Source organism: Novosphingobium sp. ZN18A2 (assembly GCF_036784765.1).
Taxonomy (GTDB): Bacteria; Pseudomonadota; Alphaproteobacteria; order Sphingomonadales; family Sphingomonadaceae; genus Novosphingobium.
The window spans coordinates 534416-557192 of sequence record NZ_CP136651.1 but is presented as its reverse complement, the minus strand read 5'-3'; the positions used below and the strand labels follow the sequence as shown (position 1 = coordinate 557192).

Annotated in this window: 22 protein-coding genes; 13 read left to right on the top strand and 9 right to left on the bottom strand. The window is 65.0% G+C overall.

Annotated features, from left to right (window positions below):
* The first annotated feature begins 4 nt into the window (after nt 1-4).
* A complete protein-coding gene (locus RXV95_RS02755) occupies nt 5-1090 on the top strand; it encodes a mechanosensitive ion channel family protein (RefSeq protein WP_338467500.1) in 1086 nt (361 codons plus the stop codon).
* A gap of 57 nt (nt 1091-1147) precedes the next feature.
* Here the strand turns inward: RXV95_RS02755 and RXV95_RS02750 are convergent, their stop codons facing one another.
* The 4 genes from RXV95_RS02750 to RXV95_RS02735 all read right to left on the bottom strand — a co-directional run bounded on the left by RXV95_RS02750 (nt 1148) and on the right by RXV95_RS02735 (nt 6345).
* Nucleotides 1148-1669 (bottom strand): lysozyme inhibitor LprI family protein, encoded by a 522-nt coding sequence (locus RXV95_RS02750; RefSeq protein ID WP_338467499.1) that lies wholly within the window; start codon nt 1667-1669, stop codon nt 1148-1150.
* 408 nt (nt 1670-2077) lie between these two features.
* Nucleotides 2078-4402, bottom strand: coding sequence for a CDC48 family AAA ATPase (locus RXV95_RS02745; RefSeq protein ID WP_338467498.1), 2325 nt, complete (start codon nt 4400-4402; stop codon nt 2078-2080).
* 327 nt (nt 4403-4729) lie between these two features.
* Nucleotides 4730-5515: a methyltransferase gene (locus tag RXV95_RS02740; protein ID WP_338467497.1), complete on the bottom strand. Its 786-nt coding sequence runs from the start codon at nt 5513-5515 to the stop codon at nt 4730-4732.
* A gap of 50 nt (nt 5516-5565) precedes the next feature.
* Complete coding sequence (locus RXV95_RS02735) at nt 5566-6345, bottom strand: universal stress protein (RefSeq protein ID WP_338467496.1); 780 nt, start codon at nt 6343-6345, stop codon at nt 5566-5568.
* Nucleotides 6346-6608: 263 nt separating this feature from the next.
* Here RXV95_RS02735 and RXV95_RS02730 point away from each other — a divergent pair, with 263 nt between their 5' ends.
* On the top strand, nt 6609-7256 hold the full coding sequence (locus tag RXV95_RS02730; protein WP_338467495.1) for an HAD-IA family hydrolase: 648 nt from the start codon (nt 6609-6611) through the stop codon (nt 7254-7256).
* Between the two features lie 53 nt (nt 7257-7309).
* Here RXV95_RS02730 and RXV95_RS02725 read toward each other — a convergent pair whose 3' ends face one another.
* Nucleotides 7310-8182 (bottom strand): LysR family transcriptional regulator, encoded by an 873-nt coding sequence (locus RXV95_RS02725; RefSeq protein ID WP_338467494.1) that lies wholly within the window; start codon nt 8180-8182, stop codon nt 7310-7312.
* A gap of 91 nt (nt 8183-8273) precedes the next feature.
* Here RXV95_RS02725 and RXV95_RS02720 point away from each other — a divergent pair, with 91 nt between their 5' ends.
* The 5 genes from RXV95_RS02720 to RXV95_RS02700 all read left to right on the top strand — a co-directional run bounded on the left by RXV95_RS02720 (nt 8274) and on the right by RXV95_RS02700 (nt 13243).
* Nucleotides 8274-8999 carry a CoA transferase subunit A gene (locus RXV95_RS02720; protein WP_338467493.1) on the top strand — a complete coding sequence of 242 codons (726 nt, stop codon included), beginning with the start codon at nt 8274-8276 and terminating at the stop codon, nt 8997-8999.
* Nucleotides 8999-9907: an HAD family acid phosphatase gene (locus RXV95_RS02715; RefSeq protein ID WP_338467492.1), complete on the top strand. Its 909-nt coding sequence runs from the start codon at nt 8999-9001 to the stop codon at nt 9905-9907. Before RXV95_RS02720 ends, RXV95_RS02715 begins: the two co-directional genes overlap by 1 nt.
* Complete coding sequence (locus RXV95_RS02710; RefSeq protein ID WP_338467491.1) at nt 9907-10542, top strand: CoA transferase subunit B; 636 nt, start codon at nt 9907-9909, stop codon at nt 10540-10542. Before RXV95_RS02715 ends, RXV95_RS02710 begins: the two co-directional genes overlap by 1 nt.
* Nucleotides 10543-10653: 111 nt before the next feature.
* Nucleotides 10654-11790 carry a nitronate monooxygenase gene (locus RXV95_RS02705; protein WP_338467490.1) on the top strand — a complete coding sequence of 379 codons (1137 nt, stop codon included), beginning with the start codon at nt 10654-10656 and terminating at the stop codon, nt 11788-11790.
* Between the two features lie 124 nt (nt 11791-11914).
* On the top strand, nt 11915-13243 hold the full coding sequence (locus tag RXV95_RS02700) for an MFS transporter (protein WP_338467489.1): 1329 nt from the start codon (nt 11915-11917) through the stop codon (nt 13241-13243).
* Between the two features lie 107 nt (nt 13244-13350).
* Here RXV95_RS02700 and RXV95_RS02695 read toward each other — a convergent pair whose 3' ends face one another.
* The gene (locus RXV95_RS02695) at nt 13351-15129 is read right to left on the bottom strand and encodes a bifunctional metallophosphatase/5'-nucleotidase (protein ID WP_338467488.1); all 1779 of its coding nucleotides are present in this window, start codon (nt 15127-15129) and stop codon (nt 13351-13353) included.
* A 158-nt stretch (nt 15130-15287) separates the two neighbouring features.
* Here RXV95_RS02695 and RXV95_RS02690 point away from each other — a divergent pair, with 158 nt between their 5' ends.
* From RXV95_RS02690 to RXV95_RS02675, 4 genes are all read left to right on the top strand, one after another.
* Nucleotides 15288-15923 carry a TetR/AcrR family transcriptional regulator gene (locus RXV95_RS02690; RefSeq protein ID WP_338467487.1) on the top strand — a complete coding sequence of 212 codons (636 nt, stop codon included), beginning with the start codon at nt 15288-15290 and terminating at the stop codon, nt 15921-15923.
* Between the two features lie 76 nt (nt 15924-15999).
* Nucleotides 16000-16407: a thioesterase family protein gene (locus tag RXV95_RS02685; RefSeq protein WP_338467486.1), complete on the top strand. Its 408-nt coding sequence runs from the start codon at nt 16000-16002 to the stop codon at nt 16405-16407.
* Between the two features lie 122 nt (nt 16408-16529).
* Nucleotides 16530-17774 carry a cytochrome P450 gene (locus RXV95_RS02680; protein WP_338467485.1) on the top strand — a complete coding sequence of 415 codons (1245 nt, stop codon included), beginning with the start codon at nt 16530-16532 and terminating at the stop codon, nt 17772-17774.
* On the top strand, nt 17774-18451 hold the full coding sequence (locus RXV95_RS02675; protein ID WP_338467484.1) for a TetR/AcrR family transcriptional regulator: 678 nt from the start codon (nt 17774-17776) through the stop codon (nt 18449-18451). The genes RXV95_RS02680 and RXV95_RS02675 overlap by 1 nt, the downstream gene beginning before the upstream one ends.
* A 15-nt stretch (nt 18452-18466) precedes the next feature.
* Here the strand turns inward: RXV95_RS02675 and RXV95_RS02670 are convergent, their stop codons facing one another.
* The 3 genes from RXV95_RS02670 to guaA all read right to left on the bottom strand — a co-directional run bounded on the left by RXV95_RS02670 (nt 18467) and on the right by guaA (nt 21197).
* The gene (locus tag RXV95_RS02670; protein ID WP_338467483.1) at nt 18467-19165 is read right to left on the bottom strand and encodes a DUF4336 domain-containing protein; all 699 of its coding nucleotides are present in this window, start codon (nt 19163-19165) and stop codon (nt 18467-18469) included.
* Between the two features lie 109 nt (nt 19166-19274).
* The gene (locus tag RXV95_RS02665) at nt 19275-19529 is read right to left on the bottom strand and encodes a YrhK family protein (protein WP_338467482.1); all 255 of its coding nucleotides are present in this window, start codon (nt 19527-19529) and stop codon (nt 19275-19277) included.
* A gap of 96 nt (nt 19530-19625) precedes the next feature.
* The gene (gene guaA / locus RXV95_RS02660) at nt 19626-21197 is read right to left on the bottom strand and encodes a glutamine-hydrolyzing GMP synthase (RefSeq protein ID WP_338467481.1); all 1572 of its coding nucleotides are present in this window, start codon (nt 21195-21197) and stop codon (nt 19626-19628) included.
* 432 nt (nt 21198-21629) lie between these two features.
* On the opposite strand from guaA, the gene gluQRS reads away from it, so the two are divergent.
* Nucleotides 21630-22493, top strand: a complete 864-nt coding sequence (gene gluQRS, locus RXV95_RS02655) for a tRNA glutamyl-Q(34) synthetase GluQRS (RefSeq protein WP_338467480.1) — start codon at nt 21630-21632, stop codon at nt 22491-22493.
* Complete coding sequence (locus RXV95_RS02650) at nt 22484-22723, top strand: hypothetical protein (protein WP_338467479.1); 240 nt, start codon at nt 22484-22486, stop codon at nt 22721-22723. Before gluQRS ends, RXV95_RS02650 begins: the two co-directional genes overlap by 10 nt.
* Nucleotides 22724-22777: the final 54 nt, after the last annotated feature.

Below are 22777 nucleotides of genomic sequence, written 5' to 3'. Positions count from 1 at the left end.
GGCCATGGCTCTTCCGACGACGTTCATCGCCAGTGCGCCGGCCTGGATCAACTCCGCCATTACCACAGCGATTGCCGCGACGGTGGCCATCGCCATCGCGCTTGTGGTGCACGCCATTGCCGTGCGGCTGCTTTCGGGCCTGCTCGACGAGTTCGACGGCGTGCGCGACATCGGCATCGCGCGCCAGCTTTCGCGCCCGCTGCGCTGGGCGCTGATCGCGCTGGCACTGGCCTTCGCGGCGCGGCAGGTGCCCTGGATCGCCGATGCCTGGGCGCACGTTTCGGGCCTTGCCATCCCCGCGATCATCGGCTGGCTGGCGCTGGTACTGGTGCAGATCGCCACCAGGGCGATGGCCCTGCGCGCCGACATCACCACCGAAAACAATCTGCAGGCGCGCCGACGGCTGACGCGGCTGACGATCCTTTCGCGGATCGCCACCTTCGTGGTGATCGTCATCACCATCGCGCTGATGCTGCTGTCGATACCCAGCGTGCGCAACGTGGGCGTGACGCTGATCGCTTCGGCGGGGCTGGCGGGCCTTGCCGTGGGCGCGGCGGCGCAACCCGCGCTGAAATCGCTGATCGCGGGCATCCAGATGGCGCTGACCGAACCGATCCGGATAGACGACGTCGTGATCATCAATGGCGAATGGGGCCGGATCGAGGATATCCGCACGACCTATGTCGTGGTGAAGGTGTGGGACGAGAGGCGGCTGGTCGTGCCGACATCCAAGTTCATGGAGGACACCTTCCAGAACTGGACGCGCGAAAGCTCCGAACTGTTGGGCACGGTGTTCCTCTACCTGGACCCTGCAACGCACATCGCCCCGGTCCGCGAGGAGGCGGAGCGGCAGATCAGGGCGCACACCAACTGGGACGGCCGCGTGGCGGGTGTGCAGGTAACGGACACCACCGCGTCGGCGATGGAAGTGCGCCTGCTGATGAGCGCGCGCGATGCCGGACTTCTGTTCGACCTGCGCTGTGCGGTGCGCGAAGCCATGCTCGACTGGCTGCGCCGCGAAATGCCGCAAGCGATCGCCAGGAAACGCCTGGAGATGGAGCGCAAGACGGATACGATCGAGGCGGGGTGACGATGCAAGCCCGCCCGAACACATTCAATCGCTCGTCAACGCTCCCACGCGCCCCTCTCATTCCATTGAGAGTTCGACAAATCGGTCGACGGTGAGCCTGAGGCGCACTCGTTCGAGATCGGCGGCCCGCCATGACGCCGAAGCGGGAGCCCGCATTGCCCAAAAACGTCCCAACTCAGCGTCTCTGAATACAAGCCACTTCTGTTGTGAGTCTTCAAGCATCTCATACGAATTGCGCTCTAGGTAAGGTCCGGTGGCGGTATCCTGGAGCTTGGCTTTGGATGCTAGTTCCTTGTATTTATTGTTGAGCAGTTGTTCCCAAGCATGGTTTTCCCTGGACCAGCAGTTCATTCGCGCCATCCAAGGTTGTTCGTGGCGAGCCTTCGCCAAACAGCCGTCAGCAATTTGACCAATGCAAGTCATTGCGCGCTCGTCATTTCCGTCCAGGCATCTCCTTATGGTAACGACATCATCGGTGGAGCTGGCAAATGCCTGATCCGAGGCTACAGCCCGAGCAGGCGCCGCTGTTGAAGTCAGGCAAATGACGATTGCGAGGAAACGGGATGTAGCCAAACTCATAGAATTGCCTCGGATGAGCTTTGGGGATCACCGGTCAAGGGGCGATTTTGGTTACGGCAGACTACAGCCGATGTAGCCAAATTCAAAAAAGGGCAGCTACCCCCGACTGCCCGGTCGTCCAGCAGCCTCGTCGCCATTCCCGAAACCCGACACGATCGCTATCCGCGAAATTCTGCCAAGCGCAGTCTGTCAGGATACGACGACAATTCAGAAGTTGCGCCAGCCCACCCCCAACCCCTCCCGCAAGCGGGAGGGGAGCGAGACTTGCGCCGCCGCAGGCGGTGCAAGTCGCAGCGGGGCGGGAAATGCGCAAGGGCAGATTCCCCCCGACATTTCCCGCCGTTCAACGGCGCGATCAGCCCTCCCTGAATGCCGTCGGTCGTTCAGGTTGGACAGTGTCCACGCGGCCTAATCGCCGTTCTTCTTCTCGACCCGCGTCGATTCGACCATGCCCGGCGTAATGAAGCCGATGGGCGTCGGTTCGGCGGCGCGCTTTTTCAGTTCGCCCTTCATCTTCGCGTATTCGGCTTCCATCTCGGCCGTCACGGTCGCGCGCGAATCGTCCAGCGCGGCGGCGAAGTCTTCCGCGGTCACGCTGTCGACGGCGCCGCCCGCCCGGCGGATCGCGCCAAGGCCCGCGCGGCGCACCACGTCTTCCAGGTCCGCGCCGGTGAAGCGGTCGGTCTTTTCGGCCACCTCCGCCAGGTCCACGTCACCTGCCAGCGGCATGTCGGCGGTGTGGATCTTCAGGATATGTTCGCGCCCGGCCTTGTCGGGCGTGCCGACATAGACCAGCTCATCGAACCGGCCGGGCCGCAGCAGCGCGGGATCGACCAGGTTGGGCCGATTGGTCGCGCCGATCAGGACGACCGACTGCAGTTCCTCAAGCCCGTCCATCTCGGCAAGGATGGTGTTCACCACCCGCGCGGTCACTTGCGGCTCACCGCCGGCACCGCTGCCGCGCGCGGGCACGAGGCTGTCGATTTCATCGATGAACACCACGCAGGGCGCCACCTGACGCGCGCGGGCGAACAGGCGGCTGATCTGCTGTTCGCTTTCGCCGTACCACTTGGAGAGCAGGTCTGACGACTTGATCGAGATGAAGTTGGCCTCCGCCTCTTTCGCCACGGCCTTCGCCAGCAAGGTCTTGCCGGTTCCGGGCGGGCCATAGAGCAGGAAGCCCTTGGCCGGGCGGATGCCCAGACGGTGGAACGCCTCCGGGTTCTTCAGCGGCAGTTCCACGCCTTCCTTCAGCTTGTCCTGCGCTTCGCCCAGCCCGCCGATGTCGGACCAGCCGACCGACGGCGCCTGGACCATCACTTCGCGCATGGCCGAAGGCTGGACGCGCTTCAGCGCCTCGACAAAGTCCGCGCGCTCTACCCGCAGCGCATCCAGCACTTCGGCGGGGATCGTCTGCTGGTCGAAATCGAGCTTCGGCATGATCCGTCGCACCGCCTCAATCGCGGCCTCGCGCGCCAGCGCGGCAAGATCCGCGCCCACGAAGCCGTGCGTGGTGCGCGCCAGTTCCTTCAGGTCCACCCCTTCGCCCAGCGGCATGCCGCGAGTGTGGATGGCCAGGATCTCGCGCCGGCCTTTCTCGTCGGGCACGCCGACCACGATCTCGCGGTCGAAACGGCCGGGGCGGCGCAGCGCGGCGTCGATCGCATCGGGCCGGTTGGTCGCGGCGATAACGACAAGGTTGGAGCGGCCGTGCAGCCCGTCCATCAGCGTGAGAAGCTGCGCGACAAGGCGCTTTTCCGCCTCGCCATGCACCTGGTCGCGCTTGGGCGCGATCGAATCGATCTCGTCGATGAAGATGATCGCGGGCGCATCGCGCTGCGCTTCCTCGAACACCTCGCGCAGGCGCTTTTCGCTCTCGCCATAGGCCGAACCCATGATTTCCGGACCGTTTACCGTCAGGAACGTGGCGTCGCTTTCATTGGCGACCGCCTGGGCCAGCCGCGTCTTGCCGGTTCCCGGCGGGCCGTGGAGCAGCACGCCCTTGGGCGGATCGACGCCGAGGCGGCGGAACAATTCGGGATAGCGCAGCGGCAGTTCCACCATTTCGCGCAGCTGCTTGATCGTGTCGTCCATGCCGCCGACATCGTCATAGTTCACGTCGGCGCGGCCATCGCGCGGTTCTTCGTATTCGGCGCGCAGCTCGACTTCGGTTTCCTCGTCGATCACCACCGCGCCCTTGGGCACGGTGGAAACGACGGTGAGCCGGATCTGCGTGAGCGCGAAGGCGGGGACGTTGACCATGCGTTGCAACTGCGGCGGCATCTCGCCCCGGTTCACCGGCTGCTGCCCGGTCGTCGCCACAAGGTCGCCGGTCAGCACCGGGCGGCCGAGGAAGTTGCGCTTCAACGCCTGCGCCGGACCGTGAAGCCGCAAATCGCGTTGCGCGGGCGCGAAGACGACACGCTGCGCGGTGCGCGTTTCGGCCTTCTTCACCTCTACATGTTCGCCCGATCCGGTTTCGGCATTTGCGCGCTGCAACCCGTCAAGCCGGATCACCTGCAAGCCTTCATCCTCGGGATAGGGCAGCAGGACGCGCGCGACAGTGGAACGCTTGCCGGTTATTTCTATCGCGTCGCCTTCGGTCACGCCCAGCTGGCCCATGACCTCGCGGCTGATGCGGGCAAAACCCTGCCCGCTTTCCTCGCCGCGCGCGCCAGCGACCTGCAGCCGCACCGTTCCCGTGGCCAGATCGGCCGTATCGACATCCGCCATGCGACTGCCCGTTCCTTGCTGGGGACCGCTTCGGGTCCGTTACCGAGAGGGACAAGCTAGGGATTGCCCATCCGCATTTCAAACGCGCGGGCGATGCATCGGTTGCAAACCCGTCAGAGCCGGCAGCCGAAGCCAAACAGGCGGACCAGGCGGACCAGGCGGGGCCGCCGCCGATTCGGACGAAAAAAAGCCCGGCCGTTGCCGGCCGGGCCTGGAAGTTTTGGGAGAGGATGCCTGAAAGGCAGTCTCTATATGCACTGCACAATCTTATCTCGCAAGTGCGAAATGGGCATTTTTGGTTGCAATTTTTACAATCGTTAGCGGAAATTAGCCCGGTTTCCGGAACTTCAGGGCAAACCGATCGGTTTTTCCGCGCACCGACGGATCGAATACGATCACGTTGTGCGGATCGTCGCTGCGCCGCAACACGTCCGATTCGCCAGCTTCGACGAACCCGGCGGCAGTCATGTCGTGCCTGACCTGGTCGGGATCGATGCGGTGATACTTGTTGGTATTCTCACGCGGGTCGCCCGGCAGCGCGACATGATCGACCACGATCACCTGCCCGCCGGGCTTCACCGCCGCGAACCAGTTGGCGATCACCGCCGGCACGTTCAGCTTCGGGTGCTTGAACTTTTCCGAGATGAAATAGAGATCGTGGTATTCAAGGTGCGCGAAAATCGCATCGACGCTGTTCGGCGCAAGCTGCTGCGCATCGGCCGGCGCAAGCAGCGGCTTTACGTTGGGATGCGCCTTCAGCAGCGGCTCCCACACCTCCGGCTTGTAGAACGCGGGCGAATTTATCGCATAGACCAGGCCCTTCGGCCCGACCACATCCGCAATCAGTTCGGAATAGTAACCGCCGCCCGCGCCCCAGTCGGCCACGACATCGCCGGGACGAAACGCGGAAAACGCCAGGATCGCCTGCGGCTTGCGTCCTTCGTCCATCTTGCGATTCGCTTCCGGCCGGTGCGAATCGGCGATGGCCGCGGCCGGTTTCATTGCGCCGTGCCCGGCCGGCTTCGCGCCGGCGGCGCCCGAAACGGCGGCCCCTGCCAGCAACGCGGCCGCGGCCAGTTTCATCGCGGCCCGGCCGGTGATGTGCTTGGTCATGCTAGAACTCCCCTTCACTGATCGCGAAGGGGAGGCTAGCGCCGCTCCGCTCAGTGCGCCAGCAGGAGCGGCACGGTCGCGTTGTCCAGCAGGTCACGCGAAACGCCGCCCAGCAACAACTCCCGCAGGCGGCTGTGGCCATAGACGCCCATCACGATCAGCCCCGCGCCAAGCCGCTTGGCCGTGGCCTCTATGGTCGACGAGATCGAACCTTCCGGCGCCACTTCGTGCAGTTCGGCGTGGATATCGTGGCGCGAGAGATAGCAGAGCGCGTCGCTGGCGGGGAAACCGGCGGTCTTTTCCTTTACCGTCAGCACGTGGACCTGGCTGGCAAGACGCAGCAGCGGCAGCGAGGCGCGCATTGCGTTGGCGGCTTCGTGGCCGCCATCCCAGGCGATCATCACCGGCACGTCGAACGCAGTCATCGCCACGTTCTCAGGCGTTGCCAGCACGGGGCAGCGCACGCCAAGCGACACTTCCTCTATCGTCGGATCGTCCAGCCCGGTCACGATAACGTCGGCAAACCGGGCAGAGGCCGCCAGCCCTTCGATTCGCGAAACGTCGACCGTCGACACATCGAAAGGAACATCTTCACGCTTCATCTTTTCGGAAAGATCGTTCGCCAGTTGCCGGTCCGCATCGCGCGCGGCGTTGATCGCGTTGGCGGACAGCACGGCGCCTCCGAACGGTTCCCACACCGCCATTTCGGCAACCGGGGTGGCAACCTGCAAGGTGACATGGCCGCGCATCGCGCGGGCGAGGGCAAGCGCGGTTTCAAGGCGCGGATCGAAACCGGGGGTCGAATCGGCGGGGCAGAGAATGGAACGCATGGCACGGTACCTTTCAGCTGAGGGTTGGTCGGCGGAGGAAGGATTGGTCCGGTTTGGCTCTCTCACGCATAGCCTGCCATGATTCAGGTCAAATGGCGACAATCCGCCAGAACGGGCGATGGCGATCCGCGACGACGGCTTGACGCGCGGCGCCTAGCCCGCCCCCGTCCTTGCGACGTCCTTGCGAACCTTGCAGCGTGGCTTGCAGTCGCTAGAGGACGGGGCGGGAACGGCGAAAACGCAATTCAGATGGGAAACGGTGCATGGGCTTCACGGCGGTAATTTTCGACTTCGGCGGCGTCATAACCGCGTCTCCGTTCGAGGCGTTCAACCGGCTGGAGGATGAGCGCGGGCTGCCGCGCGATTTCATCCGCCGCGTGAACGCAACCGATCCTGACACCAATGCCTGGGCAAAATTCGAACGGTCCGAAATCGATCCGGCCACCTTCGACAGCCTGTTCGCCGAAGAGGCGCGCGCGCTGGGGCACGACCTTGAAGGCAGCGCGGTGCTGGCGGTGCTGGCTGGCGCGGTCCGCCCGGCAATGGTCCGCGCGCTCGACCGGTTGAAGGATGCCGGCTTCCGCCTTGGCTGCATCACCAACAACGTTCCCGCCGGGCACGGCGCGGGCATGGCGCGCAGCGACGATGCGCGCGACGAGATGGAGCAGATATTCGCCCGATTCGAGGAAGTGATCGAAAGCAGCAAGGCGGGCGTGCGCAAGCCCGATCCGCGCATCTACCAGATGATGCTGGACAGGCTGGGCACGGCGGCAGGCGAATGCGTCTATCTCGATGACCTGGGCATCAACTGCAAGCCGGCGGCGCAGCTGGGGATGCACGCGATCAAGGTGACAAGCGGCGAACAGGCGCTGGCCGACCTGGGGGCCGTGCTGGACATCCCGCTCGCCTGAGGGAGAGATGGTCGGCCGGCGCAACGGCCGCAATCAGGCCGTTCCCGGCACCCTCAAAGCTCGATAGTCAGCTCTCCCGCGCGGCGGAACAGTTCGAGCACCAGCGGATCACGCTCACGCGCGCGGATCGCCACCTCGAAGTGTATCTTGCGGCGGGGGCGCGGCAGCACCTCTACCAGCAGGCCAGAGGCAATTTCCGCGCGCACCATCGTTTCGGGAAGCACCGCCGCACCGCCACCGCCCGATACGATCTCCACCAGTGTGCGCACGTTGTTGCAGGTGCCGATCGTGCGCACCGGCGCGGCATTCGCCTCGATCGATTCGAGCATCGCCCCGTGTATCGGCGAATTTGCGGGCAGCGACCACACGGGCAGCGCCTGTGCGAAGCCGCCCGCTTCGACCGTGGCCCGGCTCGCCAGCCAGACAAGCCCGACCGAGCCGATCGGCAATGTACGCACACCGGGGCTGGCCACCGGGCCGCCCAGGAACACGACGTCGCTGGTGCCCGAAAGCAATTGCTGGAGCATGCGCGTGGTCAGGTCGAGCTCGATCTCGAGCGTTACGCCCGGCAGATCGCGCTCTATCGCCTGGACGAATCCGGGCAGGCAGCTCGCCGCCGCGATCTCGCCGCTGCCGACGCGCACCACCCCGCTCGCCCCCGAAAAATCGCTCGCTTCGAGCAGCACCTTTTCGAAGCCGGCCCAGATCGGTTCACACTGCTGAACCAGCCGACGCCCGCGCGTGGTGAGCACCATGCGCCTGCCTTCGCGGCGGAAAATGGCAATGCCAAGCCGGTCTTCCAGTTCGCGAACGCGTGCGGATATCGCCGGCTGGGTCGTGTTGAGCCGCTCTGCCGCGGCACGGAACGTGCCGAGCCGGGCGATCCACAACAGCGTTTCCAGATGATAGATGGCAATCCGTTTCATGCCCATCTCTTATCAAAAAGCATAAACAACAATCACTATTTTCGATTGATGGTTTCGTCTAATGCCGCTGCGAGAAAGGGAGAGACATCCGATGTCCAGCAAGATCTACTCCGACGCCACTGCCGCGCTTGACGGTTTGCTGCGCGACGACATGCTGATTGCCTGCGGGGGCTTCGGCCTGTGCGGCATCCCGGAACGGCTGCTCGACGCGGTGCGCGATTCGGGCGTGAAGGGCCTGACCTTCGCCAGCAACAATGCAGGGATAGACAACGAAGGCATCGGCAAGCTGCTGCGCACGCGGCAGGTGAAGAAGATGATGAGCTCCTACGTCGGTGAGAACAAGGAGTTCGAACGCCAGTACCTTTCGGGCGAACTGGAAGTGGAATTCTGCCCGCAAGGCACGCTGGCCGAAAGGATGCGCGCCGGCGGCGCGGGCATTCCCGGATTCTATACCAAGACCGGCGTCGGCACGCAGATTGCCGAAGGCAAGGAAGTGAAGCAGTTCCCCGCGCCCGACGGCACGATGCAGGACTATATCCTGGAGCGCGGCATCTTTGCCGACCTCAGCCTGGTGAAGGCATGGCGTGCCGATGAAACCGGCAATGTCATGTTCCGCAAGACCGCGCGCAACTTCAACGTGCCGGCGGCCACCTGCGGGCGCATCTGCGTGGTGGAAGTGGAAGAGATCGTACCGGCGGGCACGCTCGACGCCGATTGCATCCACCTGCCCGGCGTCTTCGTGAACCGGATGATCGTGGGCGCGCCATACGACAAGAAGATAGAGTTCCGCACCGTGCGTGAGCGCGAGGCGGCGTGATGCGCATTCACGCCCCCGTTGCGGCGCTTTGCGCGCTGGCGCTGTCCGCCTGCGCGACCGCGCAGACGATCGATGTGCCCGTGCCGAACAGCCAGATCGCTCCGATCTCGGTCCCGCCGCAGATGCAGTTCCTGTATGGCTCGGCCGAAGCGGCAGCAGTCGAACAGACGGGCTATAACGCGCTGGTCGACGCTGTTGCCGCACGCAAGGCCCGCAAGGATGCCGGCACCCCCGCGCCTGCCGATGCGTGGTCCGCCGTGCTGGCGCCGAGATCGACGCTGGCCGATCCCGAACCGCTGGCCTGCGGTGACAAACCCTGGGCCGCGGTGTTCGATGCGGATGAGACGATGCTGCTCAACTACGGCTTCGAATACGACGAGGCCACGCACCCCGGCCGCCCGTTCGATCCCGCGCGGTGGAGCGACTGGGAACAGCACGGCGCGGCTTACGTCTCGCCCGTGCCCGGCGCACTTTCCGCCGTGAAAGCCCTGCGCGCGATGGGCGTGACCGTGATCTTCAACACCAACCGTTCGGCCGCCAACTACCGGGGAACCGAAGCTGCGCTGGACGCGGCGGGCCTTGGCCCGGCGGAACACCTGAAGACGCTTTATCTCCAGGGCGATGTCGACGGGAAGCGCGGCAAGGACGGCCGCCGCCTGGAAATCGCGAAGACCTATTGCGTGGTCGCGATGGCGGGCGACCAGTTGATAGACTTTTCCGACCTGTTCGTGCCGGGCACCCCGCCCCGGCGCCGCGCCGGCGCGATGGGCCCCGCGATCGCCGCGATGTGGGGCCGCACATGGTTTGCCATGCCCAACCCGGTCTATGGATCGGGCGTGAAAGGCGGCATCGACGACGTTTTCCCGGCCGACAAGCGCTGGAAACCCAAATCCGAGGAGCAGAACTGATGGCCTGGACCCGCGACGAGATGGCGGCGCGCGCCGCGCGCGAGCTGCAAGACGGCTTTTACGTCAATCTTGGCATCGGCATTCCCACGCTGGTGGCGAACCACATCCCCGAAGGCATGATGGTAACGCTCCAGTCGGAAAACGGGATGCTGGGCATCGGCCCCTTTCCCTATGACGACGAGGTCGACCCCGACCTGATCAACGCGGGCAAGCAGACGATCAGCCAGCTGCCGCATTCGGCCTTCTTCGATTCGGCCACCAGCTTCGCCATGATCCGCGGCGGGCATATCGACCTTACCGTGCTTGGCGCGATGGAAGTCAGCCAGGACGGCGACATCGCCAACTGGATGATCCCCGGTAAGATGATCAAGGGCATGGGCGGCGCGATGGACCTTGTCGCGGGCGTGAAAAAGATCATCGTGGTGATGGAGCACACCAGCAAGCACGGCGATCCCAAGTTCATCCCCGAATGCACCCTGCCGCTGACCGGCCGGAACGTGGTGGACATGATCATCACCGACCTGGCGGTGTTCCAGCGCGCAGACCACACGTCGCCCTTCAGGCTGGTGGAGATGGCGCCCGGCGTAACGGCGGACGAGATCGCCGCGAAGACGACGGCGCGCTATGAAAGCTGACCCGCGCAAGCGGACAGGCCAACCGATCCCGGCGGGGCTTGCCCTCGCCGCCTTTCCCGCGCAAAGCTATCGGCCGATAAGCGCCGATACGGACCGGCGCAGGGAGAGGACATGGATAACAAGGTTTGCCGGCTGACCGGCTGCGAGTTCCCGCTTTTCGCATTCAGCCATTGCCGCGATGTCGTCGTCGCCGTCAGCAAGGCGGGCGGCTTCGGCGTTCTGGGCGCAACCCGCTTCACCCCGGAACAGCTGGAAGAGGAACTCGCCTGGATCGACGCGCATATAGACGGCGCGCCCTATGGCGTTGATGTGCTGGTGCCCGAGACCATCGATCCGCGCGTTGCCGATTTCCATGACAATGCGGAACGCGCGGCCGCGATCTCGGACCGGCACCGCGCCTTCACGTCCGACCTGCTCGGTCGCTATGGGCTGGAGGTGCCGCCCGGCGAAGTGGTCCGTTACGAGGGCCGCGCCGGGATCACGCCCGAAAACGGCTATGCCCAGATGGAAGTCGCCTTCCGTCACCCGATAAAGCTGATCGCCAATGCGCTTGGCATCGCGCCGCCACGCATGATCGAGGAGGGCCGCAAGCACGGCGTTCCGGTGGCCGCGCTGGTGGGCGCGAAGGAACACGCGATCCGGCAGGCGCAGGCGGGCGTGGACATCATCGTTGCGCAGGGCGGTGAGGCGGGCGGCCATTGCGGCGAGGTTTCCACGCTTGTGCTGATTCCCGAAGTGGTGCGCGGGCTGGCGGAGGCGGGCCACGACATCCCGGTGCTGGCTGCCGGCGGCATCATGACGGGCGCACAGATGGCGGGCATGATGGCCGCCGGTGCGCAAGGCGCGTGGACCGGTTCGATCTGGCTATCGACGGTGGAGGCCGAAACCAGCGAGGCTTTCCGCGAAAAGATGGTTGCCGCCCGCAGCCGCGACACCGTGCGTTCGCGCTGCCGCACCGGCAAGCCCGCACGCCAGTTGAAAACCGCGTGGCACGAGGCGTGGGACGGCGCGGACAGCCCCGGACCGCTGCCGATGCCGCTGATGGGCATGGTTTCCGAACCCGCCTTCGCCCGGATCGAAAAGGCGGTGGTGAACGGCAACGAGGATGCACGCGAACTGGTCAGCTATTTCGTGGGCCAAGGCGTCGGGCTGGTGGACCAGGTGCGCTCTTCCCGCGCGGTTGTGCAGGACTTTCGCGAGGAATTTGCCGAAGCGGTGGGCAACCTCGTCTCCACGCTGGGGGATTGATCCCCGTATCGCGCGCCGGGACCGGATTCGAAATTGCTGCCGGGCCAGACCTTTCGCGCTGGCCCGGCACCGCGGATGCGGTCTATAGGTCCGGATCGGACCTGCGGAAGGGAGAAGCCGCGCCTTGAAGGAAAGTACCGACAAGGCGCTGTTGCGCCGTGATTCGGCCGGCCTCGCGCTGGTCCTGCTGACCTCCATCAGCACCATCGGATTTGTCGACCGCATCGTCCTGAATGTCCTGGTTGAGCCGATCCGCAAGGACTTTGGCCTGTCGGACACCCAGATCGCGCTGCTTTCGGGGTTGGCGTTCGCGTTGCTGAACGTGGTGCTGGGGCTGGTCGTCGCGCGGCTCGCGGAGAAGATGCGCCGCCTTTCGCTGATCGCGCTGGGCACGTTGCTGTGGTCGCTGGCGACAGCGTGGACCGGCATGGCCGGCAGCTTTGCGCATCTGTTCGCGGCACGCATCGCGGTGGGCGTGGGCGAGGCGATCGGCCTGCCGTCCAGCCACTCGACGATTGCCGATTTCTTCCGCCCCGCACGGCGGGCCACGGCGATGTCCGTGCTGATGCTCGCCCCGCCGATCGGCGCGTTCGTGGGCGCGGCGGGCGGGTCGCTGGTGGCCGCGCATTTCGGGTGGCGCGATGCCTTCCTGTTCGCGGCGGCGCCGGGGCTTGTGCTGGCGGTGCTGGTCCACCTGCTGCTGTCTGAGCCGCCGCGCGGGCGGTATGACGCGGGCGACGTGGAAACCGTGCCGCCGATCCGCGACGTGCTGGCCCGCTTCGTGAAAGTGCGCACGATCACCCATGTCGTCGCGGGATCGACCATCGCTTCGCTGGTGGGCTTCGGCGTGAACACGTTCTTCGCTGCGCTGCTGATGCGCCGCTATGGCTTTTCGCTGCTGGAAGCGGGGCTTGCCAACGGCTTCGTCGCGGCGGTTCCGGCGACGATCAGCGTGATGATGGGCGGGATCGTCGCAGACCGGCTCGCCCCCAGGATGCCCCATGCCCATGCGCGCGTTCCCGCCATCGCGCTGGCAATTTCGCCGGTGCTGTTCATCGCCGCGCTGCTGCAATCGAACGCCTGGGCCGCGCTGGCCCTGCTGTCCGTGACGGCGCTGTTCCAGTTCAGCTATCTGGGCGTGACTTACGGCACGGTCTACAACCTGATGCACCCACGCATGCGGGTGACCTCTTCGGCCATTACCAACATGATCTTTTCGCTGATCGGCGGCGGTCTGGGGCCGCTGGTGATCGGCGCGGGAAGCGACTGGATGGCAGCCGACGGCTTTGCGCCGGGCATCGCGCTTGCCGCCGCGATGGGGGCGTCCTCGTTGCTGTACTGGTGGGCCGCGCTGCATTACCGGCTGGCCGAAAAGACCATCGCCGCCGACCTTGCAACGGCCCGCGCCGGGTTCGGCCCGGCAATGGCGGTTGTCGGCGGCCCCGGTCACTGAGCAGGACACGCGCCCCGCCTGCCTTCACCGGAATTGCAAAGGAAAGCTGGACCTTGGGTCAAGCCGGGGACGACGGGAAAATTATACGGACTTTCAGTTCGTCCGACCTAACCCGTGATCGTCGCGCGCGGTTCGTGCGGCACCTGCCGCACCGGCACGGCCATAAGCCACTGTTCCAGCGCATCGAGGTCGGTTTCGCCGATCACCGTATCGCCCGCCTTCCCGAAGACGGAGAATCCGTCACCGCCGCCCGACAGGAAGTTGCTCACCGTCACGCGATAGGTCGTGTCCATGCCAAGCGGCTTCCCGTTCAGCGTGATGCCGGTTACGCGATTGCCGGAGGGCCGGGTCATATCGACAGTGTAGGCAAAGCCCGCCGAGGGGCTGAGCGCCTGCTTAACGCCGGCATCGTCGAACCCCTGTTCCAGCACCGCCTTGATCTGTGCGCCCGTCATCGTGCCGGTCACCAGCACGTTGTTGAACGGCTGGACCTGGTAGATCTGGCCATAGGTGACCGCCCCGTCCTTGCCGGGAACCAGCGCGGCGCGAATGCCGAAGGGGTTCATGAAGGCGATCTGCGCACCGGCCTTGCGCGTGGCGGCCAGTTGCGCGTCCGCGATCAGGTTGCCCAGGTCGCCGCCGGTCGGCGCGGTGGCCCCGCCCCTGTCGGCCTTGTCCGCGGGACCGGAAATGTGGCCGCTGACCCGCTGCGAGAACGCCTTGGCCGCATCCACGTATTTGCCGACATAGGCGGCAACGTCGGGCGCTGGCTTGTACGTGGGATAGGCGGTGCTCTGCGCCACCGGCCCGCGTGACGAGGTATAGCCGGGCGACTGGACGATCAGGTTCTTCGCCGACTTCGAAACCACCGCGCCGGACGCCGGATCGATGTCCAGCACGATGTCCGTCACCAGCCGCCCGTAAGACCCCGCGCTGGTCAGCAGCATCGGCTTTCCGCCGGTCTTGCCGGGCCACATGCAGTTGTAGGTCTGGTGGGTATGGCCCGAAACGACCACGTCCACGCGCGGGTCGAGCCGGTCGAGGATCGGCTCCAATGCGCCCGAAACGTCGCACCCGTTGGGATCGGGCTTGCTGCCGGGCACGGGGGCCAGCCCCTGATGGATCAGCACGACAACCGCATCCGCGCCTTCGCCCTTCAGCTTCGCGACTCCGCGATTGATCGCATCCGCCTCGTCGCCGAAGGTCAGCCCGCGAATGCCGCCCGGCGCGACAAGATCCTTCGTTCCCTTCAGCGTCAGCCCGATCACGCCGACACTCACCTTGCGCGCACCGCTGCCGAAGCTGCGCAGCGCGGTTGCGGGGAAGATCGTCTTGCCGTCCGCCTCTGTTACGTTGGCGGCAAGGTATTCGAACCTGGCACCCCTGAACGGCTCCACCTGGCAGGGCTGGCGCGCGGTATAGTGCGCGCAGCCGCCGTGCTGGAGCCGCTCAAGCTCATTCAGCCCGCGATCGAACTCGTGATTGCCGACCGCATTGAAATCGAGCCCGATGCGATTGGCCACGCCCACCGCCGGTTCATCGAGATAGATCGACGATGCGAACTGCGATGCGCTGGTCAGGTCACCCGCCGAAACGGTCAGGTGATACGGATATTTCGCCTGCAATGCCCGCACTGCGCTGGCCAGCCACGCGGCGCCGCCTGCGGGCACCCGGACCGTGCCGCCCTGCCCGTCCGGCGCGGCCACCGATGCGTGCGGCGGTTCAAGCGCGCCGTGGAAATCGTTTATCGCGATGATCCCCACTTCAACGGGACGTTCGGCAGACGCCGTCTGCGCGCCGGGCGCGGTGGCCATCGGCGCCGCGCAGGCGGACAACAGCAGAACGGGCGCGGCAAGCGCGGCGAAGCGGGGGGCGGCGAATGGCATGGAAGACTCTTGGTTCGGTTGGCTTTCCCACGTCCCTAGCCCAAGGGTGCGACGGGTTGAAGGCGGTGCATCGGGCGAAATCGGCGCGGCGAATTGAAATTGCCGCGCGCGCTTCCTAGACTCTGCATATTCCCGGGAGAGGAAGAGCGAACACGCCGATGCCACTGACCACTTCCGACAACGACGCCGCACGCGAACGCCTGGTCGAAATCGCGCACGCCATCGTCGACGAGCGCGGCGACCAGGGCCTGACGATGAACGAACTGGCCGCCCGCGCCGGCGTTTCCCCGGTAACGCTCGCCCGGTATTTCGAAAACAAGGAAGCCCTGATCGAAGCGATCGCCGAACACTGGTTCCGGCCCAAGGTCGCGGTGATGGAAGAGGTCATCAATTCCGACCTGCCGCCGCGACGCAAGATGTACGAGTTCTATGCCCGCCGTTTCGTGATGATGCGCGATTCGTGGCGGGAAGACCCGCTCTCGTTCAAGATGTCGGTGGAACTGGGCGAAGCGCATTTCGAACTGGTGCGCAGCTATGTGGACCTTGGCGACCACTACCTGGGCATGATCATCGCCGAAGCGATGGCCGACGGACATTTCGAAGGGCTGGAAATCGACGAGGCGATCAGCCTCGTGAACCAGATGGTCAGCGTCTATTGCAACATCGGCGCGATGCTGCCCGTGATGGAGCGCCTTTCGGAAGAAAAGCTGGCGCGCATCGTCGATGCGATGTTCGATGGCCTGTCCGCGCGGGATCGTGGCGCACGCGGTATCAAGGGGCTTCGCGCCGCCTGATTTTTTGCCCCGACCATCCAATTTATCGGCCGGAAGTTATTGGCCAATCAGGACCATTTCTGCTATTGACACTGGTGTGAGCAATGCGATTCCCCATACCGTGCCGATCGGCGTCGAAGAATCCGACATCGATTTCATGGGCCACGTCAACAACGCCAGCTACCTGAAGTGGGTGCAGGACGCGGTGATCGATCACTGGCGTTCAATCGCGCCGGCCGATGCGGTGGCCGGCCACCTGTGGGTCGCGCTGAAGCACGAGATCACCTATCGCAAGCCGACCTTCCTGGGAGACGAGGTTTTCGCCACGGTCTTGCTTGAAAAGGTGCAGGGCGCGCGGGCCTTTTACCAGACGGTGATCAAGCGCGGCGAAGACGTTCTGGCCGAAGTCCGTTCAAGCTGGTGCTGCATCGATGCCGACACGCTGCGCCCGGCCCGCCTGGCGCGGGACGTGATCCGGCGCTTCTTTCCCGACTACGAAGCCTGAACGCGCTGACGTTCGATGCTTCCGCCGGTCCCTGCAGGCAGGGATGAATTGACTCGTGTGCGCCCCGTGTTAGGGTGCGCACCCTAGGCTCCGCCAAAAGGGGCCGTGGGAGAGAGAGAAACATGTCAACTGCGCCTGCCGCCGATCCGCGGCTTGCCCCGATCGATGTGTCCGCCGCCGAACTCTATACCGAAGATCGCTGGCAGGAGCCCTTTGCGAAATTGCGCCGCGAAGCGCCGATCCAGTTCGTGCCCGATTCGAAGTTCGGCCCCTATTGGTCGGTTTCGACCTACAAGCCGATCGTGCACATAGAGGCGCTGCCCAAGATCTTTTCGTCCAGTTACACCTATGGCGGAATTTCGATCGCCTTCGATTCCGACAAGCTGTTGGAAGACGAAGAGCGCCTGCCGATGTTCATCGCGATGGACCCGCCGCAGCACACCGCGCAGCGCCGCACCGTGGCGCCGTCTTTCGGTCCGTCGGAAGTGGCGGAGATGAAGGCGGAAGTGCGCGCCCGCACCGCCGAAGTGCTCGATTCGCTGCCCATCGATGAACCGTTCGACTGGGTCCAGCGCGTATCCATCGAACTGACCACCGGGATGCTGGCCCGGCTGTTCGATTTCCCCTGGGAGGAACGCCACAAGCTGACCCACTGGTCGGATATCGGCGGCGACGTGGAACTGATCCGCCAGCCGGGTGGCATGGCCTATCGCAACCGGGAAATGGGCGAGATGGGCATGGCCTTCGCGCAGCTTTGGCAGCAGAAGATCGCCAATCCGGGTAAGGACCTGATCTCTGTCATGCTGCGGTCCGATGCGATGAACCACATGAGCGAGCAGGAATTTATTGGCAACCTTATCCTGCTGATCGTGGGCGGCAACGATACCACGCGCAATTCGATGTCGGCCTATGCCTATGGGCTGCACAAGTATCCCGAAGAGCGGGCGAAGCTGGAAGCCGATCCCGCGCTCATCCCCAACGCCGTGCAGGAGATCATCCGCTGGCAGACGCCGCTTGCGCACATGCGCCGCACGGTTGAGCAGGACACCGAGATCGAGGGCGTGAAGATGAAAAAGGGCGACAAGGTCGTCCTGTGGTACGTTTCGGCCAACCGCGACGAAAGCGTGTTCGGAGAGGACGCCGACGTGCTGCGCGTGGACCGCGAGAACGCCCGGCGCCACCTGGCCTTCGGCTATGGCATCCACCGCTGCGTGGGCGCGCGCGTGGCAGAGCTGCAACTCGTCACGCTGCTGGAAGAAATGGCCAAGCGCCGCTTGCGGGTGGACGTTCTGGAAGAGCCCGAGCGGGTTCCCGCCTGCTTCGTTCACGGCTACAAGGGCATGAAAGTGAAACTGACACGCTATTGATGACCAAGCCCGACACCCAGACAGCGCCCGCGATGCGCACAAAGGACCGGATCGTTGCCGGCGCGCGCGCCCTGTTCAACGAACAGGGCTTCGGGCAGGTGACGACGGCGGCGCTGGCCGCGCATTGCGGGATCGCCGAGGGCAACCTGTGGTATCACTTCAAGACCAAGCGCAAGCTGCTGGAAGCGATCGCCGGGCAATTCGCCAACGAGGTCGATTCGCGACTGGCGATGAAGCCGCGACACGACGATCCGGTGGGTGGATACGCGGCCATGCTGTCGCGCCTGATGCAGGAACTGCGCGACTATCGCTTTCTCTATCGCGACCAGGCCGCCTATGGCGAACACGTCAAGCCGATTGCCGGGCGGGTGCGCGACTGGCTGGAAAGCACATACGACCAGCTTGAGGCGAACTACATGGCGATGGTCGCCGCCGGGCTGCTCGACTGGCCGCGCGAACATTTGCGCGATCTTGCCATCAACGCCACCATCATCCTGCGCCACGGCCTGGAACACTATCGCGAGATGGGCGAACCGACCGCCGAAGGCACCGGCGCGGTGCGGCGGACCTTGCTGCGTCACCTGACCCTGTTCGAATATCGCCTGGTTCCCGAAGCCGCCGAACGCCTTCACACAGCGATAGAGCGGATCGGCGAAACGCTGCCCGAAGCAGCCTAGGCGAAGAACCGACTGCTAGAGCAGCCAGGCGAACGCGCGTTTCAGGTATTCCGCGCCGTTTTCGCGCACGATCTCACCATGCGCCATCACCACGCGTTCCGGCTTTTCGGCGATCAGGCGCAGCATCTTGCGGCGCGCTTCGCGCCGGTTGCGGAAGCTGGCGCGCATTTCAAGCGGGGCGTAGCCGAACGGCTCGACGATCTTCCAGGCGCGCGCGATGGGCCGCTGCCACCACTTCCAGTTGTCGTCGATGAAAGCACGGCTGAAGTTTTCGGTCAGGTCCGCGAAGATCGCCGTGCGCGACGGGCGGTGGAAGAAATCCACTTCGTCGATGAACGCCGAATTGTCGAAGCAGTAATGGTCGATCTCGCCCAGCCATTCGGGCGGGACGATGTCACCCAGCTTGCCGTCAAAGGCCAGGTCGCGGCGTTTCTTGACCAGTTCCCATGTGCCCCAGAGCTTGGCCTGCGGGAATGCCTGTTGCCACGCGCCAAGCGAGAGGTGGTGGATCTTGTTCGGCCCGATCAGGTGGCGCACTTCGCCAAGCGCGCGCACTTCGGCTTCCAGTTCGGGCGTAAGCGCGATCGGCGACCACGCCCACAGCGCGCCGTCGGCCAGTCGCACCAGCACCATGCGGGTGGAATAGGGAAAGGAATAGAAATCGACCACCGGGCCATCGGCGATCCATATGTCGGGCCCGAGGGATTCGAGCATTGCTGCCCTCCCGTGTTGCCTGCTTGCCTTGTTCCCCCTGCATCGCGCCTACGCGTCTTGCGCTCGTGTGTCGACCCGAAACGGACCTGTTTCCACGCGTTCCGGCCGTTCAATCGTCGGACGCGTTGCGCCCCCGCGTCCCCTTACCGGTGTGCCGCCCGTTCTCGTAAAGCCGGACCGCGAATTCGCCCGCGGCGCCTACGAACATCAACGCCGAGCCGGTGATGAACAACCACACCGCCACCACCTGCCACGCGGAATAGGATGGAAGGAACAGCACGCTGCCGATGACGAAGGTAAGATTGCCGACCAGGCCGAGCCCGCGATGGATCCAGCCATAGTCCTGTACAAGCGCGCGTATCATGCCACCCCTACGCCGGCGCGCGCAGGAAAGTTCCCTGTTCCCGCTGATGCAGGGCTTATGCGATGTGGCCGATCGCCACGCGCCCGTACCGGTCGGCTATTCCCACTCGATCGTGCCAGGCGGCTTACTGGTGTAGTCATACACCACGCGGTTGATGCCCTTCACTTCGTTGACGATGCGGGTGGCCACGCGGGACAGGAAAGCGCCATCGAAGGGATAGACATCGGCGGTCATCCCGTCGGTGCTGGTTACCGCGCGCAGGCCGCACACGCTGTCATACGTGCGATAATCGCCCATCACGCCCACGGTCTTGACCGGCAGCAGCACGGCGAACGCCTGCCAGATCGCATCGTAAAGCCCGGCTTCGCGGATTTCCTGCAGGTAGATGGCATCCGCCTTGCGCAGGATATCGCACCGTTCCTTGGTCACTTCGCCGGGGATGCGGATGGCAAGGCCGGGACCGGGGAACGGGTGGCGGCCCACGAAAACGTCCGGCAGGCCCAGTTCGCGCCCCAGTTCGCGCACTTCGTCCTTGAACAGTTCGCGCAGCGGTTCGACCAGCTTCATGTTCATGCGTTCGGGCAGGCCGCCCACGTTGTGGTGGCTCTTGATCGTCACGCTCGGCCCGCCGGTGAAGCTGACGCTTTCGATCACGTCGGGATAGAGCGTGCCCTGCGCAAGGAAATCGGCCCCGCCGATCTTCTGTGCTTCGGCATCGAACACGTCGATGAAGGTCTTGCCGATGAACTTGCGTTTCTTTTCCGGGTCGGTAACGCCCGCCAGCCCGCCCAGGAACATCTCTTCCACGTCCACGTGGACCAGCGGGATGTTGTAGGCATTGCGGAACAGGCTGACGACCTGCTCTGCCTCGCCCATGCGCATAAGACCGTGGTCAACGAAAACGCAGGTCAGCTGGTCGCCGATCGCTTCGTGGATCAGCACCGCCGCAACCGCCGAATCGACCCCGCCCGAAAGGCCGCAGATCACTTTTCCATCCCCCACCTGGGCGCGGATGTCCTCTATCTTGGTGCGGCGGAATTCGGCCATCGACCAGTCGCCCGGGCACCCGCAGACGTGGCGCACGAAGTTGGCGATCAGCTTTGCGCCATCGGGGGTGTGGACAACCTCCGGATGGAACTGCGTGCCGTAATAACGCTTTTCCTCGTTCGCGATCACCGCGAAGGGCGCGCCGTCGCTGGTGGCGACGATGCGGAAGCCCGGCGCGAACTTCGTTACCTTGTCGCCGTGGCTCATCCACACCTGGTGCCGCTCGCCCACTTTCCACAGCCCGTCGAAAAGCGCGCATTCCTCCGTCACGGTCAGATAGGCGCGGCCGAACTCTCCGCCCTCGCCCGTTTCATGGCCCGGCCGCACTTCGCCGCCCAGCTGGTGGCTCATCACCTGCTGGCCGTAACAGATGCCCAGGATCGGCAAGCCGCTTTCGAACAGCACCTGCGGCGCGCGCGGGCTGCCTTCGTCCGGCACACTGGCGGGCGAACCGGAAAGGATGATGCCGCGTGGCTTCATCCTTTCGAATGCCTCTTCGGCCTGGGTGAATGGCGCGATTTCGGAATAGACCCCCGCTTCGCGCACACGGCGCGCGATCAGCTGGGTCACCTGGCTGCCGAAATCGACGATAAGGATGGAGTCGGAAGGCTGGACGCTCATGGCCCGCCGATAAGTGCAGCGCGCGCGGCTGGCAAGCGGCCTGCCCTCACTTGCAAGCATGATTGCAAATTATGCAAGCAATAATCTGTCTTTCGCACTTGCAGAATATTGCGCGACCCACCATTTGCGCCGCCGGCCGCGCGGGCACTTCCAGTCCCGTCCGCGCGGCGGGGTCTTGGGAGGCCTGCCTTCGCAAAGGCGTTCAACGCAAAATGGGGAGACAATCCATGCGCACGTTCGCCATACACCTGCTGCCGATCATCGCCGCCGCCAGTGTCAGCGGCCTGATGTTCACCGCCACGCTTATCTGAGCACGGCGGGCAGCCTCTGGCCAGGACGGCCGCTTCGCATCCGCGAGGCGGCCGTTCGCCCTTTATGGCCACTGGATTGTGGCCGTTTGTATATGGCAAAGGGCACGCTAGACACGCAGGCGTGATCCGCACCCGCTTCGCCCCAAGCCCCAACGGCAGCCTGCACCTTGGCCACGCCTTCGCGGCCATCGTCGCGCATGATCGCGCGGCGCAAAGCGGCGGCGAATTCCTGCTTCGTATCGAGGATATAGACGGCGCGCGCAGCCGCGCGGACCTTGCGCAGGATTTCCGCGCCGACATGCCATGGCTCGGCCTTGCCTATCGCGAGGTCGCCCCGCAATCGGCGCGCATCGCCGCATATCGCGCTGGCTTCGAACGGCTGAAGGCGCTCGGCCTCGTCTATCCGTGCCGCTGCACGCGGGCAGAGATCGCGCGGTCCTGGCGCGAACTGGGGCGGGACGGGCCGGTCTATCCCGGCACCTGCCGTGGCAGGGCGGTCGATCCGGGCGATGGCGCGGCGTGGCGGCTGAACGTGGAAAAGGCGCTGGCGCTGACCGGGCCGCTCTTCTGGACGGACGAACTGGCCGGCGAACAGCAAGCGCGGCCCGAATCCTTCGGAGACGTGGTGCTGTGGCGCAAGGACGCGCCCGCCAGCTATCACCTTGCCGTCACGCTGGACGACGCGGCGGACGGGATCACGCACGTTACGCGCGGGATGGACCTGTTCCCGGCAACGCATGTCCACCGCCTGCTGCAAGAGCTTCTCGGCCTGCCCGTGCCGGTGTGGCACCATCACGGTCTGCTGGTGGAAGCGGACGGGCGCAAGCTGGCCAAGCGGCGCGGTTCGCCCTCGCTGGCGGACCGCAGGCGCGCAGACAAAGACGGGGGCGAAAACGGGCTGGCGCTGGCCGCCGCGCTGCGCGCGCATGACTTTCCCGCTGGCATTTCGCTGTCGCAATCCTTACATTCAGGCCCATGTACGTAGTCCTGGTCCTCCTCCTTGTCGGCCTTATGGCGATGGTCGTGGTTTCTCTCGTTCGCGGAATCATCGCGTTCCTGCAGAGCACGAAGGAAGACCTTGACCACCCCGGCGGCACCGGCCCCACGCCATCGCAGCTAAAGCAGCAGCAGATGATGAAGAACCGCATCATGTTCCAGGCGATGGCCATCGGCGTCGTCGCGCTGCTGCTGGCGGTCGCCGGCGGCCACCACTGACGACATCGCGCAGGACGGCATCGCCCAATGGCGATTGCCGGGCAGGATTTCGAC